The 13,419-nt window shown below is 62.7% G+C and carries 13 protein-coding genes and 1 pseudogene; 10 read left to right on the plus strand and 4 right to left on the minus strand.

Annotated elements, in window-relative coordinates; genetic code table 11:
* Positions 1-2: 2 nt before the first annotated feature.
* Positions 3-1,973 carry a 4Fe-4S binding protein gene (locus SO180_RS25460; protein ID WP_449381582.1) on the minus strand — a complete coding sequence of 657 codons (1,971 nt, stop codon included), beginning with the start codon at positions 1,971-1,973 and terminating at the stop codon, positions 3-5.
* 149 nt (positions 1,974-2,122) lie between these two features.
* Here SO180_RS25460 and SO180_RS25465 point away from each other — a divergent pair, with 149 nt between their 5' ends.
* From SO180_RS25465 to SO180_RS25510, 10 genes and pseudogenes are all read left to right on the plus strand, one after another.
* The gene (locus SO180_RS25465) at positions 2,123-2,878 is read left to right on the plus strand and encodes a biotin/lipoate--protein ligase family protein (RefSeq protein WP_449381583.1); all 756 of its coding nucleotides are present in this window, start codon (positions 2,123-2,125) and stop codon (positions 2,876-2,878) included.
* Positions 2,875-3,414, plus strand: coding sequence for a DUF6505 family protein (locus SO180_RS25470; RefSeq protein WP_449381584.1), 540 nt, complete (start codon positions 2,875-2,877; stop codon positions 3,412-3,414). Before SO180_RS25465 ends, SO180_RS25470 begins: the two co-directional genes overlap by 4 nt.
* The gene (locus SO180_RS25475) at positions 3,411-4,418 is read left to right on the plus strand and encodes a DUF6352 family protein (protein ID WP_449381585.1); all 1,008 of its coding nucleotides are present in this window, start codon (positions 3,411-3,413) and stop codon (positions 4,416-4,418) included. The genes SO180_RS25470 and SO180_RS25475 overlap by 4 nt, the downstream gene beginning before the upstream one ends.
* Positions 4,415-4,909, plus strand: a complete 495-nt coding sequence (locus SO180_RS25480) for a DUF3305 domain-containing protein (RefSeq protein WP_449381586.1) — start codon at positions 4,415-4,417, stop codon at positions 4,907-4,909. The genes SO180_RS25475 and SO180_RS25480 overlap by 4 nt, the downstream gene beginning before the upstream one ends.
* 50 nt (positions 4,910-4,959) lie before the next feature.
* Complete coding sequence (locus tag SO180_RS25485) at positions 4,960-5,586, plus strand: DUF3306 domain-containing protein (protein ID WP_449381622.1); 627 nt, start codon at positions 4,960-4,962, stop codon at positions 5,584-5,586.
* Positions 5,587-5,707: 121 nt separating this feature from the next.
* Entirely contained in the window at positions 5,708-6,487 is a 780-nt protein-coding gene (locus SO180_RS25490; protein WP_449381587.1) for a Cro/CI family transcriptional regulator, read from the plus strand.
* 29 nt (positions 6,488-6,516) lie between these two features.
* Positions 6,517-6,735, plus strand: a complete 219-nt coding sequence (locus SO180_RS25495) for a twin-arginine translocation signal domain-containing protein (RefSeq protein ID WP_449381588.1) — start codon at positions 6,517-6,519, stop codon at positions 6,733-6,735.
* Between the two features lie 2 nt (positions 6,736-6,737).
* Positions 6,738-9,556: pseudogene (locus SO180_RS25500) on the plus strand (formate dehydrogenase subunit alpha).
* Between the two features lie 12 nt (positions 9,557-9,568).
* Positions 9,569-10,165 carry a formate dehydrogenase FDH3 subunit beta gene (gene fdh3B / locus SO180_RS25505; RefSeq protein ID WP_449381589.1) on the plus strand — a complete coding sequence of 199 codons (597 nt, stop codon included), beginning with the start codon at positions 9,569-9,571 and terminating at the stop codon, positions 10,163-10,165.
* 43 nt (positions 10,166-10,208) lie between these two features.
* Positions 10,209-11,222 (plus strand): formate dehydrogenase subunit gamma, encoded by a 1,014-nt coding sequence (locus SO180_RS25510; RefSeq protein WP_449381590.1) that lies wholly within the window; start codon positions 10,209-10,211, stop codon positions 11,220-11,222.
* A gap of 16 nt (positions 11,223-11,238) precedes the next feature.
* Here SO180_RS25510 and SO180_RS25515 read toward each other — a convergent pair whose 3' ends face one another.
* The 3 genes from SO180_RS25515 to SO180_RS25525 all read right to left on the minus strand — a co-directional run bounded on the left by SO180_RS25515 (position 11,239) and on the right by SO180_RS25525 (position 13,389).
* The gene (locus tag SO180_RS25515; protein ID WP_449381591.1) at positions 11,239-11,361 is read right to left on the minus strand and encodes a hypothetical protein; all 123 of its coding nucleotides are present in this window, start codon (positions 11,359-11,361) and stop codon (positions 11,239-11,241) included.
* A gap of 157 nt (positions 11,362-11,518) precedes the next feature.
* The gene (locus tag SO180_RS25520; protein WP_449381592.1) at positions 11,519-12,133 is read right to left on the minus strand and encodes a LysR family transcriptional regulator; all 615 of its coding nucleotides are present in this window, start codon (positions 12,131-12,133) and stop codon (positions 11,519-11,521) included.
* 419 nt (positions 12,134-12,552) lie between these two features.
* Complete coding sequence (locus SO180_RS25525; protein ID WP_449381623.1) at positions 12,553-13,389, minus strand: ABC transporter permease; 837 nt, start codon at positions 13,387-13,389, stop codon at positions 12,553-12,555.
* Positions 13,390-13,419: the final 30 nt, after the last annotated feature.

Below are 13,419 nucleotides of genomic sequence, written 5' to 3' on the forward strand. Positions count from 1 at the left end.
GGCTAATCCTTGTTCTCGCGTTGGCGCAGGTAATCATCAGTCGTCCGCGGCGGCGCGCGTTGCGGCACGTCCTGGAACGGATCGAACTGCTGTTCACTCATAACGATGACGCGACAGTCGGCGCACATCCGCAAGGTTTCCAGCCTCTTGTCACCAGCGGGATACATCCAGTGCCGACCCTCAAGCTTTGCCGCAATCCGATCGATCGTGCTCTTCACGCCGAACGGGGTGCCGCAGCGGATGCACAGCGCGGGCTCTTCCTCCTTGATCACGACGGCAGCCGCGCGCGCCGCGCGGAAATCGATCTGCGGCTTGAGCGTGATCACCTTTTCGGGGCAGGTGCTCTGGCACAGACCGCACTGCACGCAGGCATCTTCGACGAATTTGAGCACGGGACGCTCGGGATCGTCGCGAAGCGCACCGGTTGGGCAGGCCGAGACGCAGGACAGGCATAGCGTGCAACCATCCGTATTGACGCTGATCGCGCCGATCGGCGCGCCTTGCGGCAGGGCGATCATGTCGACCGGCCTCGGCGCCAGGCGGTGCAATTCGCTCAACGCAAAGCGAAGCAAATCGCGCCGTTTGCCGACCGTTTTGAAGGTTGCGGGCGTCGCGACCGCCGGAAGCATGTCGATCGCGCTCAATTGCGCACCCAGCACGTCGGGATCGTCGGTTTCAATGGTGGCCGCGCGCTGCCCGTCAAATCCGAGCCCGGCCAGAATGGCCTCGGCCATGGCAATCGTCTGCGACAGCCCCGTCACCTCGTGCCGCGGTTTTGCGCGCAGCAGAAGGCGCACGGCGGACGCGCCATAGGCGAATGCGCCGATGACCGCTTCCAGCCCGACCTGCGTCACCTCGTTCAAGGCGAGGGGAAGCACGTTGGCCGGCAGCCCGTCGCCGTGACGGGCGAGCGCGTCGATCAGCGGCGTGCCGTGAGGGCTGTCATGCAGCATCAGCACGGGATGCCTGCCGCCAGCCTCGTGATAGGCGAGCAGCATGGCACGCATGATCTGCAACTGGGTGTCGGCGGGCGGCAGCGCGTAGGAGGCAGCCCCCGTCGGACAGGCGGCAGCGCATTGCCCGCAGCCTGCGCAGACTTCCGCGTTGACAGCGACATGATTGCCGGCGGGCGTGATCGCACCGCTCGGGCACAGATCGAGGCAGCGATGGCATCCGGTCAGATTCGAGCGCGAGTGGGCGCAGAGGCCGGGCGTGAAGTCGACATATCTCGGCTTGTCAAAGCCGCCGACGAGATCGCGCGCGGCGAGCACCGCGCGCAGCACGGCAGCGGGATCTTTGGGATCTGCTCGCAGGTAGCCGTCGCGCAGATCGTGCGCGGGAAACAGCGGCATCTCGCCGGAGAGGTCGAGCACGAGATTGCAGCGCGAGGTCGCCCCGTTGCGCGTGGCTCCGAACACGAAGCGATCGCGCGAAGACGGTCTGGGCTGCGCGTAGTCGTCGATCGTGAGCTCGAAGGCGCCGAAATGTCCCTTGGCGTTGCGGATTGTACCCTTCACGATCGGGAAGTCCGTCGCCGCAGGCGGGGCGACGTCTGTTGGCCGCTTGAGCATGACGGTGACATCGAGATGGTCCGCGAGCAGCCGTCCGGCCTCGATTGCGTCCTCGTCGCGTCCATAGATAAGGATGATGCCGTCGCTCAACAGCGTGACGAACGGATAGTCCGGTCTCGGAATCGCAGCCGCCGCAAGCAGCGCGGCCATCTTCGCAGCTGCGTTCGCACCGTCGCGCGACCAGCCCGCCGTCTCGCGGATGTTGACGAAAGTGATCCCGTCTGGGCGTTCGCCGGCCTCATCGGTGAACTGCGCCGCCCGCTGCGTGCAGGCAACCGTCAGCGAACCCTCTGCCGTTGCGGCGTTGCGGAAATGATCGAGCTCCGCGCCGCAGAGATGTCGAAAGCTCCTGATCTCACAGTTGGGGCATCCACGCCGGATCGCGGCCGTGTCGAGGCGCATCGTGTCTTCGCACGAGCAGATCAGAACGGTCTTCGCTGGCTGATCCAGGTGAATTCCTCCGTCAGTGCGGCGCGGGACCGGACTCGCGCCGATCCCTTGCTTCGTATAGATTTTCACTATCGGGAAGAAAAGGAAAGTGGAGGACGGCCTTGCCGTCGACCCCTACCACCCATGTTTCCCTGGCGGAACCGATCCATCTACCGCCGCCATTCGCGCTCGTCCGGTTGCGCGAGAGCGGAGACGCCTTTGCTCACGCTTGCCGCATTGCACCCGAGGGCGGTGCCGGCACGCTGGTCTATGTCGGACGGTTCGATCTCGCTGAATTCGCCGTAGTGCTCGAGCCGGGCGAGCCCCTGAGCACCGCGCGGCGCGCCTTCTACGCCTGCATGGTTGCGCTCACCGACGCGCTCCGCGTCTATGCGCCGCCGAACAAGACGGTGGCAATCGACTGGCCCGACGCGATCCGCATCGACGGCGGACTGGTCGGTGGTGGGCGGTTGGGATGGCCGTCGTCTGCGCGCGAGGACGAGCCTCCGGCCTGGCTCGTGTTTGGCGCCATGATCCGGACAGTCGCCATGAGCGACCCGGGGCCTGGTGTTTATCCGCTGGCGTCTGCGCTGGACGAGGAGGGGTTTGGCGAGACGGGCGCCGTGCAGGTGACCGAGAGCTTTGCCCGGCACCTCATGCGGGCGATCGATAGTTGGCAAGTCGATGGCTTTGACGGCGTCGCGCGTGATTATCTCAACCGCGTAGCCCGCGAGCGGCAAATGGTTCAGCGGCTCGACTATTGCGGTGATCTTCTCACGCGCCGCGTCGGCACAGCTGGGACCGAGCGGAGTGAGCTCGTCGCCCACCTCGGCACGCCGTCCTGGCTCGATCCGAAACTCGGAGGGCTGCGCCTGTGAAACTCTTGCGCACCATCGCGCTCGATCCCTCCGACACCTTCGTGTTCGACGTTGCGGCCGAATCAGGCGAATGGGCGGTTTCCGGCGCCTTCCGCTTCTGCGATCAGAACCCGGCGAATCTGAGCGGCAAGGAGCGCGCCGCCTTCCGCAGCGGCTTCCTCGGCTTACAATCCTGGGGCTGGTCGACGCTGGCGCAGATCGTCCCGGCGACGCAGGACGATTGCCGGGCCTTAGTCGAATTGCTTGCCGGGCAACTCGTCGAACGCTTCGGGGCGCCGGACATTGCAACTGCGAGAACTGCGGCGGAGGAGGAAGTCGCCTTTGTTCAATCGCTCTGTATCCATCCGGTAAGTTCGCTGATTGCGGTCCACCGCTCGGTGAGCGATGGCGAGGTCCGCGAGGCCTTCCGCAGGCTGCAACTGCGCAAAGGGCAGAGGCATGGCAAGGCATTTTCATTCATGGAGGTGGGGGACGATGTCGAGCCAGATCATGATCTCCATCTTGCCGATCTCGGCCAGGAGCCGCAACGCCGATGAAGGATTTCTGGATCGCGTCTGGCCACCATCTGCTCGATCGCGACGAGAGCGGCCGGCTCTGCGTCACGGATGAATTCCTGAAGGCCTATTTTGCCCGTCCCGAGCTGCTGCCGCCGGACGACGCATGCCGGGTCGAAAGAAGGCTGCACTGCGAGCTGCTCGCTGGTCCGCGCCAGCCGGTGAGCGATGACGAGATCGCTGCGATCGCCGATCAGGACGCACGCGAAAACTGGCGGTTCGTGCTCGCCTTTCGCGATCTCCTGCTGCGGCATCCGACGCTCGAGGCTGCCTACCTTGCAGCCATCCGATCGCGGACGAGCGATCTGCCGCCGCTGTTCGTCAATCAGCTCGTGCACGTGATCCTGCGCAATGCGCTGGACGGCCGCGATGATCCGTTCGTAGCGCGTGCCGCGGAACTGTTCTTCCGCCAGCAGCGCGTCTTGCCGCATGAGCAGGCCTTGCTGCTCGGCGACGAAGAGGTGGTCGGTGGGCAGAGTCCGACGCCGGTGCTCTCGTTGATGTCGATGCTGGGAGCTGTAACCGACGCCCAGCTCGACGTGCTGAGCGGAGAGAATGCCGACGCGTATTGGCAGCGCAGCGATCATTTTGACATGGCCTTCGACTTCACCTCGGGTGGCCGGGGCCCGCATGCGCTGGCGCATGCGATGGCGCGCTGGATTTCCCATCTGCTGGCGGTCGACGTCGCCATCGAGCCGCTGCCCGCGTTGCAGGATGCGCAGCTCAGCTGGTATGTCGGGCTCGATACGGACGCCACGAGTTTCGGCGACCGTCTCTGGCATGGCGAGCGGCTCGATGAACGCAGCGCCGGCCGCGTGCTCGCGTTGTTTCGCCTGACGTTTGCGGACAGCGGCGCGGCCACAGAGGATATGCAGGGCGAGCCGGTCTATCTCATCCTGGCGATGACGCCGGACCAGAAGCTCCGGTTGAAGCCGCAGAATCTGCTGACGGGGCTGCCGATCAAACGCCTGGAGATGGTGACGTGAACCCCGCCGCGCTGCCACTCCTGCGCATTTCCGTCGGTATCGTGGTGGAGCGGCGCAAGGCGGACTCGCCATGGGCCGACTTCGTCTGGCGTTGCGTCGCCGTGCTGCCCGATGAGCCCGAGACAAAACCCTGGACAGTGCTCCGCGAAGAGGACGGCAAAACCCTGTTCTATGCGGGCAGTGCGACGGTTGATCTCTATCCGTCCGAGACTGCACGCTACCGCGACAATCTCGCCTCGGGCGGTCCGAGCATCTGGACCGTGCTGTCGCCCGCGGAAGGCGTCTGGTCCTATTCAGTGGCGGCCGTCACCGCCGATCCTGCGGAGGGTGAGGCGTTCACTGAGGCCGGTGCCAACCTCGTCGAGGCGGTGCCGATGCCGGAGGTGCTGCGCGAGGCGATTGAAAGTTTTGTTGCCGAGCACCACGTCGAACGTGAGTTCTTCAAGCGCGAGCGGCGTCAGGCCGATCCGGAGGCGCTAGCCCGCCGCTAGCATGAAGGCGGACAGGAATGAGCGAGGCAAGTCGAGTGAGCGAGGACGAGCTGAGTGAGGACAAGTTTCTGGTGCGTTGGTCCCGCCGCAAGCGGGAGACAAGAGCGAACGCCACGTCGCCGACCGCGGCAACGCACGATGATGTGCAATCTGCACCAAAGCCCCCCGCCAAGGACGACGAGGCGAAAGTCGATCTGTCGAGTCTGCCTTCGATCGACTCGATCACGTCCGCGACAGACATCAAGGCCTTTCTGCGCAAAGGGATTCCGCAGGAGCTGGCCCGTGCGGCGCTTCGTCGCGCCTGGAGCGCCGATCCTGCCATTCGCGACTTCGTCGGGCTCGCGGAGAACGCCTGGGACTTCAACGATCCCTCTGCGATGCCCGGTTTCGGTCCGCTGGATTATTCCGAGGGAGATCTGGCCACGCTGGTTGACCGGATCCTTAGTGGCCTGCGCAAGTCGGCCGAGGCTCAGCTTGAGACTCGGGTTGAAGCCACGGATTCTTCGCGAGAATTGTGCCAGGCCAAGACTTCAACGGTCGAGGTCATAGCCGCGGAATCCGCGACGACCGAAATTGCCTCAGTTCCTGCTGCAACGCAATCGACAGTGGCTGAAAGCGCCGAGAGCGGCCGCGAACCCGTTCGGCGCCGCGCCCATGGCGGTGCGCTGCCGCGCTAGTGGCCCCAACGAAAGAAATAGCCTCAGGCTATGGAACCCCCGCAGCAATGGAAGTACAATTCGTCCAGCGCTTTGCAACCAAAGCGAAATCAAGCACCTGGGACTTGGATGGGAGGTCCACGTGCGTGATGACGGCCTTGATCGCGCCATTGACGCCGTTGGCGGCGTTGCCAGGCTTGCGCGCAAAATCGGCATCAGCCAGCCCTCCGTTTCAAACTGGAGCAAGGTGCCCGCACAACGGGTAATTGCTGTCGAAGCCGCGACTGGCGTATCGCGCAACGAATTGCGGCCCGATCTTTACAGAGAGCTGCCTGTGGCCGAAGACCCGAGTGATCCCGTCGACGCGGCGCGGGCGCAGGAGTATCTGCTGCTGGCTTCGCTTCTGTCGGCAGCGCCGTCAAAAAAGCTGCTTGATCAATTGGCGGCATTGGCCGGCGACGCGACGTCGCTTGGGTGCGCGCATATTGCGCTGGCCGAAGCCGCGGCCAACGCGGTCGCAGCGAAAGTTGAACGCGAATATTTCGACTTGTTCGTCGGTCTCGGCCGCGGCGAGCTTTTGCCTTATGCCTCCTACTACCTGACCGGCTTTCTCAACGAGCGGCCGCTGTCACGCCTGCGCGGTGATCTCGCTGCGCTCGGGATCGTGCGCGTTGCGGGCAATTCGGAGCCGGAAGACCACGCGTCGATCCTGTGCGAGATCATGGCCGGTTTTGCTTCAAAACGCTTCGAGGCATCTTCCGACGTGCAGCGCGCCTTCTTCGAGACGCACGTCGCGCCCTGGATGGGGCGGCTGTTCGCCGATATCGAAAGCGCTGAGAGCGCCACCTTTTATCGTGCGGTCGGCGCGCTTGGTCGCGCCTTTATCGAGATCGAGACGGAAGCATTCACATTCGCCAACTGACCCGCACGCGCGGATCCAGGAGAGATGCGATGAATGAAGACCGGAAAACCATAGGCGGGCGTCGCGACTTCCTGCGCAAGGTCGGCATCGGCACGGTCGGCGCTGGCGCGACGCTGGCGACACCGCTGGTCGGGTCCGCCGAGGCCGACAGCGAAACCAACGATGAGAAGCGCAAGGCGCGCTACAAGGAATCCGATCACGTCAAAGCCTTTTACCGCGTCAATCGTTATCCGGCCAAGGGAGGCTGACCGTGCTGATCAAGCGAACACACCAGCATTCGCTGCGCCACGGCTCCGTCGCGGAGTCCATTGCAGGTCAGGCCGGAGGTCTCGACCGCCGCAGTTTCCTGCGCAAATCCGGTCTTGCCGGCGGCGCGCTCGCCGCACTTGGCACCCTGCCGGTCGGTAATGTGCGCAAGGCGGAGGCGGCGATGGCCGGTCCGCTCACCGCGGGCGCGACCGTCCGCAAGAGCATCTGCACGCACTGCTCGGTTGGGTGCACGGTGACGGCTGAGGTCTTGAACGGGGTATGGATCGGCCAGGAGCCGAGCTGGGACTCCCCGATCAATCGCGGCTCGCACTGCGCCAAGGGCGCCTCTGTGCGCGAACTCGTGCATAGCGAGCGGCGGCTACGCTATCCGATGAAGCTGGTAGACGGGCAGTGGACCCGCGTCTCCTGGGATACCGCGATCAACGAGATCGGGGATAAACTTCAAGCTGTGCGTGAGAAGTCGGGTCCCGATTCCGTCTATTGGCTCGGCTCGGCCAAGATGACCAACGAAGGCGCCTATCTGTTCCGCAAGCTCGGGGCGTTCTGGGGCACCAACAACACCGATCACCAGGCCCGCATCTGCCATTCAACCACCGTCACCGGCGTCGCCAACACCTGGGGCTACGGCGCGATGACCAACAGCTACAATGATATCCGCAACGCGAAGACACAGGTCATCTTGGGCGGCAATCCGGCCGAGGCGCATCCGGTCTCGCTGCAGCACCTGCTTGAGGGAAAGGAGCTGCAAAAGGCCAACTTTGTCGTCATCGACCCGCGCCTGACGCGCACTGCCGCACACGCGACGGAATATGTGCGCATGCGGCCGGGCACCGACATCCCGGTGCTCTACGGCATGATGTGGCACATTCTCCAGAATAGTTGGGAGGACAAGGAATTCATCCGGCAGCGCGTCTACGGTTTCGACGACCTCAAGAAGGAGGTTGAGAAGTGGCCTCCGGAAGAAGTTGAGCGCGTGACCGGCATTCCCGGCGAGCAGCTCAAGCGCGTCGCCAAGATGTTCGCCACCGAGAAGCCGGCGACGCTGATCTGGGCCATGGGCCAGACTCAGAAGACCGTCGGCACCGCCAATGTTCGGGCGAGCTGCATCTGTCTCTTATACACATCTGGAAGCACTGGTCGCGGGTTTGGGAGGTCGACTACGAATTCCTGAAGTCGCGCTTCGATACCAAACAGATCATGGAGACCCCCGGCATCCCGCTGACCCGCTGGTTCGAGGCGGTGACGCTGCCGAAAGATCAGGTCGCGCAGAAGGATAATGTAAAGGCGGTGTTCGTGCAGGGACACGCCTCCAACAGCATCACACGCGTTCCTGAATCCCTCAATGGCCTGAAGGCGCTCGAGCTGCTCGTCATCGCCGACCCGCATCCGACGACCTGGGCCTCCCTCGCAGTCGAAGCCGGACGCAAGGATGGCGTCTACATCCTCCCGGTCGCCACGCAATTCGAGTGCAAGGGGTCGCGCGTCGCCTCGAACCGCTCGCTGCAATGGGGCGAGCAGATTGTGAAGCCGATCTTCGAATCGAAGGATGATCTCGAGATCATCTATTTGATGGCGAAAAAGTTCGGCTTCGCGGACCAGATGTTCAAGAAAATCAAGGTCGAGAACAATCTTCCTGAAGCTGAGGATGTCCTGCGCGAGATGAACCGCGGCAGCTGGTCGACCGGCTATTGCGGGCAATCGCCCGAGCGGCTCAAGGCGCACATGAAGTACCAAGCGAAGTTCGACATGCTGACGATGCGGGCGCCGAAGGACGATCCCGAGGTCGGCGGCGACTATTACGGTCTACCCTGGCCGTGCTGGGGATCTCCGGAGGTGAAGCACCCCGGCACACCGCTGCTCTACAACACACATCTGCACGTCATGGATGGGGGCGGCACGTTCCGGCCGCGATTCGGCATCGAGCGTGAGGAGAAGCTGCCGGACGGCACGACGCGGAAAGTCAGCCTGCTCGCGGACGGCTCGTACTCGTTGGGGTCAGGTATTCAGGACGGTTATCCGGAATTCACGCTGGCGAGCCTGAAGAAGCTCGGCTGGGACACCGACCTCACCGAAGCGGAAATGGCCGTAATCAACAAGATCAATCCGGCCAATCCGGACACGGTGTCTTGGGCTCTCGATCTGTCGGGCGGCATCCAGCGCGTGGCGCTGGCGCATGGCTGTGTTCCCTACGGCAACGGCAAGGCGCGGATGAATGCGTTCGGCTTGCCCGATCCGATTCCGGTTCACCGCGAGCCGATCTACACGCCGCGCGTCGATCTTGTGGCTAAATATCCGACGTTGCCCGACGCCAAGCAGTTCCGCGTGCCAAATATCGGGTTCTCCGTGCAGAAGGCTGCGGTGGAGAAGGGAATCGCAAAACAGTTCCCGCTCATCCTGTCGTCAGGCCGTCTGGTCGAATATGAGGGCGGCGGTGAGGAGACCCGCACCAACCCCTGGCTTGCCGAATTGCAGCAGGACATGTTCATCGAGATCAATCCTGGCGATGCCGCCGATCGCGGCATCAAGGACGGCGGTTGGGTCTGGGTCACTGGCGCCGAGAACAATTCGAGGGCGAGGATGAAAGCGCTCGTCACCGAGCGTGTCGGCAAGGGCGTCGCTTGGATGCCCTTCCACTTCGGTGGCTGGTTTGCGGGAAAGGATCTTCGCGGCAACTACCCGAAGGGCACCGACCCGATCGTGCTCGGCGAGAGCGCCAACACGATCACCACCTACGGCTACGACCCCGCGACGGGCATGCAGGAGCCCAAGGTCACACTCTGCCAGATCGCGGCGGCTTAGGGAGCAACGACGATGGCACGTATGAAATTTCTCTGCGACGCCGACCGTTGCATCGAGTGCAACGCCTGCGTGACGGCCTGCAAGAACGAGCACGAGGTCCCCTGGGGCATCAATCGGCGCCGGGTCGTCACCATCGCCGACGGCAAGCCGGGCGAGCGGTCGGTCTCGATGGCCTGTATGCACTGCACGGATGCGCCTTGTGCGGCAGTGTGTCCGGTGAACTGCTTCTACACCACCGCCGACGGCGTGGTGCTGCACTCCAAGGACCTTTGCATCGGCTGCGGCTACTGCTTCTACGCCTGTCCGTTTGGCGCGCCGCAATATCCGAAGATCGGTAATTTCGGCTCGCGCGGCAAGATGGACAAATGTACCTATTGCGCCGGCGGCCCCGAGGCCGATGGCAGCAAGGAGCAATACGAAAAATACGGTGCGAACCGCCTCGCTGAGGGCAAGCTGCCGCTGTGCGCCGAGATGTGCTCGACCAAGTCGCTGCTCGCCGGTGACGGCGAGATCATTGCCCAGATCTATAAGGAGCGTGTGCTGAAGCGTGGCTATGGCTCGGGCGCGTGGGGCTGGAAGACCGCCTATCGCGAGACGATCGAGTCCTGAAGCACGCCGCGGGCGACGCGGTACAAATGCCGAGGAGGAGCTCATGTCCTCATTTGCAAGGTTCATTGGTCCAGCCGTCGGTGCGTGGGCGTTGCTTCTGTTGATCATGGCAGTTCCGGCGCCGTCGGCGGCCCAGCAGATCAATCCGACGGCGAACTCGGTCAACGAACGCCAGTTGCTTCAAGAGATGGACCGGATCCAGGGGCGCGTCAGCATTCCCGACCAGCGCTCCAGCGTGCTGATGCAACCGGCCGGCCGCGAGTGGCGTGAATTCCGCGACGTCGCGCTGCGGTGGATCGGTGGCGTTGCCATGCTTGGCATGCTGGCGGTGCTCGTGATCTTCTATTTGACGCGCGGCATGGTTCGCCTCGAAAGTGGACGATCAGGCCGAACCATCGTGCGATTCAATTCATTTGAGCGTTTCGTGCACTGGATGACCGCGACCTGCTTCGTCATCCTTGCGATTTCGGGACTGAACATCACGTTCGGGCGGCCGCTGCTGCTTCCGCTGATTGGATTTGACGCTTTCTCGGGATGGTCGCAATGGGCGAAATTCGCCCACAACTACCTGAGCTTCCCCTTCACAATCGGCGTCGTGCTGATCTTTCTGATGTGGATCGGCGGCAACATCCCGAACAAGGTGGATCTGGAGTGGATCAAGCGCGGAGGCGGGCTGTTCGGACACGATCATCCGCCGGCACGCCGCTTCAACGCCGGTCAAAAGGGGATCTACTGGATCGTTGTGATCGGCGGCGGCCTCGTCGCCGCGACCGGGTATCAGCTCATGTTTCCCTTCTACCTGACGGGAATCGAGGGCATGCAGATTGCCCAGATCGTTCACTCCGTCGTGGCTGTGCTGTTTATCGCCGCGATGCTCGCTCACATCTACATCGGCACGATCGGGATGGAAGGGGCATTCGAGGCGATGGGATCAGGTGAGGTGGATATCAATTGGGCGCGCGAGCACCACAGCCTGTGGCTCGAGCAGCAATCGGCACGGAGCGGCCCGAACGATTCTCAGCGGCAAACGCGTCGTGCTACATCCGCAGCCGAATAGGGCTGGCGGCGTCTGCCTACAGACGCACGCCACTCGTTGCAAAGGCTTCTGCGACGGGTTGCTGTAAGCTGTCGAGCACGGCAACTCCAATCGCAGCGATTACGATCGTCGCAACGCAGGCAAGGATGAAAGCCCTCATCGCGATCCTCCAAACAAGCTGCCTTACGGATCATTATATAGGATGCCCGGTCACAAACAAACAACCGAGCGGGGTCCGGATTACGTAGCCCGGCCAGAGTTGAGGCGGTGCCACTCCGACACGAGCCCACGGGTTCGCGGTGCGCCATTTTGCGCTTTCAATTTGACTGTTTGGCCGGGACATACCGTCGTCGAAGAAGCATGAAATGAAGAAAAGTATGCGCGCGCAAGATGCGCAGTCCGTGCAGCAACGAAGCGACCGCATCGATAGTTCCGCCAATCAAGCCGTAGCCGCGCCCGTCATCCTCCTCGGGATGGTGCAGATAAGGGCTGCGGAATTCGACGAAGTCGAATTCGCCTTGCCTCAGCGCACGGAATAGCGACTCGTCGAAGCCGGCCTCGACGCGGACGCGGATCGACGGATGTGACGAGATCGTGCGTGCGAGCGCCGCCGGAAGATATCGTCGGAGCCATGTCGGGCCGGCGCCGATCGCGACGGTCCCGACGGCGCCAGAACGCTGCGCGGCAATCTCGTGACCGGCATCCTTCATCTGGACATGCACAGCCTCGGCGTGGCGCAGCAGCGTGGTCCCGAACGATGTCAGCACGACGCCACGCGGCAGACGCTCGAACAATTTGACGCCGAGCTGCTCCTCGAGCAACTTAATGCTCTTGGTTAGTGTGGGTTGTGCAATATTGAGCTCGGCTGCGGCAAGCGAGATGTTCTTGCGTTGCGCGACTCGGAGAAAATATTCGAGCTGTCGGAGGTCCATTGCTGCTCACGCTGAGGGAGATCTTCGTAGCTAACAATCAGGTGGCATGCGCTCGCTAAGTTCGCTCTCGCTTGCTTACACCAGTGGCGATCTAGTTTTTGCATCAAGGCGGCATGCGTTATAACCGATGCACGGCAGGACCCCATAGAAGGGTAGTTATTGGCGTAAAGCAGTTGCCGATTGATCAGCCTCGATCTTCTTGGCTGGAGCTAACTTAAACTTCCTTTGATGGATGAGAGCGAGAGTTCAAATTTTTCAACTAGTTAGGTGGGGTGTGTGCACCGGAAGACCAATAAATTCTGTATCGGCTATTCCGAGCAGCTCCGGAAATGGAGAGCGGGTGGCAGTCCCCCTCGCTGACCTCGGCGGCTGGCGGGCGAGTACATGAGGCCGATGCGGCGCCCGGTTGCGTTGATAATCTACTGCCTGGGGTTCAGTACACTATTCAGGCCATCACCGATCAGGTTGAAGCCGATTACAAGAGCGATGATTGCGAGACCGGGCCAGAATGCCATCCATGGCGCCTCGCTGAGGAACTGCCTGGCTACATCGAGCATGGCGCCCCAAGAGGGAGCCGGAGGCAATTGACCAAGTCCAAGAAAGGCGAGGCTCGCCTCGGCCAACACTGCAATCGCCATCGTGAGGGTTGCCTGGACGATTGTCGGTGCGAGCACATTCGGCAATACCTGCCCAGTCAGGATAGCGAAATGACCGAGCCCTTGAGCGCGAGCTGCCGCGATATAGTCCTCGGTGCGGACAACCAGTGTCTCGGCGCGTGCAACGCGGACGAAGACTGGGATCGCGGAAATGCCGATTGCGATCATCGCATTCTGGAGGCTAGGACCCAGGAATGCGGCCAGCGCAATCGCGAGCACGAGAAACGGGCACGCGAGGAGAGCATCTGCAATGCGCGAGATCACCATATCGGCGACACCACCGAAATAGCCAGCAATGAGACCGAACGGAAGGCCGATCAGCACCGCAACAGTCACGGAAACCATGCCGGCGGCGAGCGATGCCTGTGTTCCGAAAATCACCCGAGACAGCACATCGCGGCCGAGGTCATCCGTGCCAAACCAATGCTGTGTATTCGGGGCGGCACGAATCGCCATCCAGTCCGGCGCATTCGGATCATAGGGCGAGATCCATGTTGCGAACACCGCCAGCACGACGAAGAACAGGATGATCGCGCCACCGATCATGGCGGATGGCTCGCGCAGCAAGCGACGAATTTCCGAGCGCTTGCCTGCGCGCATCTGAGCGGAGACCGGCGCCGTCTCAATCGT

The organism is Bradyrhizobium sp. UFLA05-112, assembly GCF_053572325.1.

What these genes read in the sequence shown, in the direction of transcription:
- SO180_RS25510 (WP_449381590.1), top strand. Translation starts at nt 10,209, where the DNA reads ATGTCCTCATTTGCAAGGTTCATTGGTCCAGCCGTCGGTGCGTGGGCG.
- SO180_RS25515 (WP_449381591.1), bottom strand. Translation starts at nt 11,361, where the DNA reads ATGAGGGCTTTCATCCTTGCCTGCGTTGCGACGATCGTAATCGCTGCG.
- SO180_RS25525 (WP_449381623.1), bottom strand. Translation starts at nt 13,389, where the DNA reads ATGCGCGCAGGCAAGCGCTCGGAAATTCGTCGCTTGCTGCGCGAGCCA.
- SO180_RS25475 (WP_449381585.1), top strand. Translation starts at nt 3,411, where the DNA reads ATGAAGGATTTCTGGATCGCGTCTGGCCACCATCTGCTCGATCGCGAC.
- SO180_RS25520 (WP_449381592.1), bottom strand. Translation starts at nt 12,133, where the DNA reads ATGGACCTCCGACAGCTCGAATATTTTCTCCGAGTCGCGCAACGCAAG.
- fdh3B (WP_449381589.1), top strand. Translation starts at nt 9,569, where the DNA reads ATGGCACGTATGAAATTTCTCTGCGACGCCGACCGTTGCATCGAGTGC.
- SO180_RS25495 (WP_449381588.1), top strand. Translation starts at nt 6,517, where the DNA reads ATGAATGAAGACCGGAAAACCATAGGCGGGCGTCGCGACTTCCTGCGC.
- SO180_RS25460 (WP_449381582.1), bottom strand. Translation starts at nt 1,973, where the DNA reads ATGCGCCTCGACACGGCCGCGATCCGGCGTGGATGCCCCAACTGTGAG.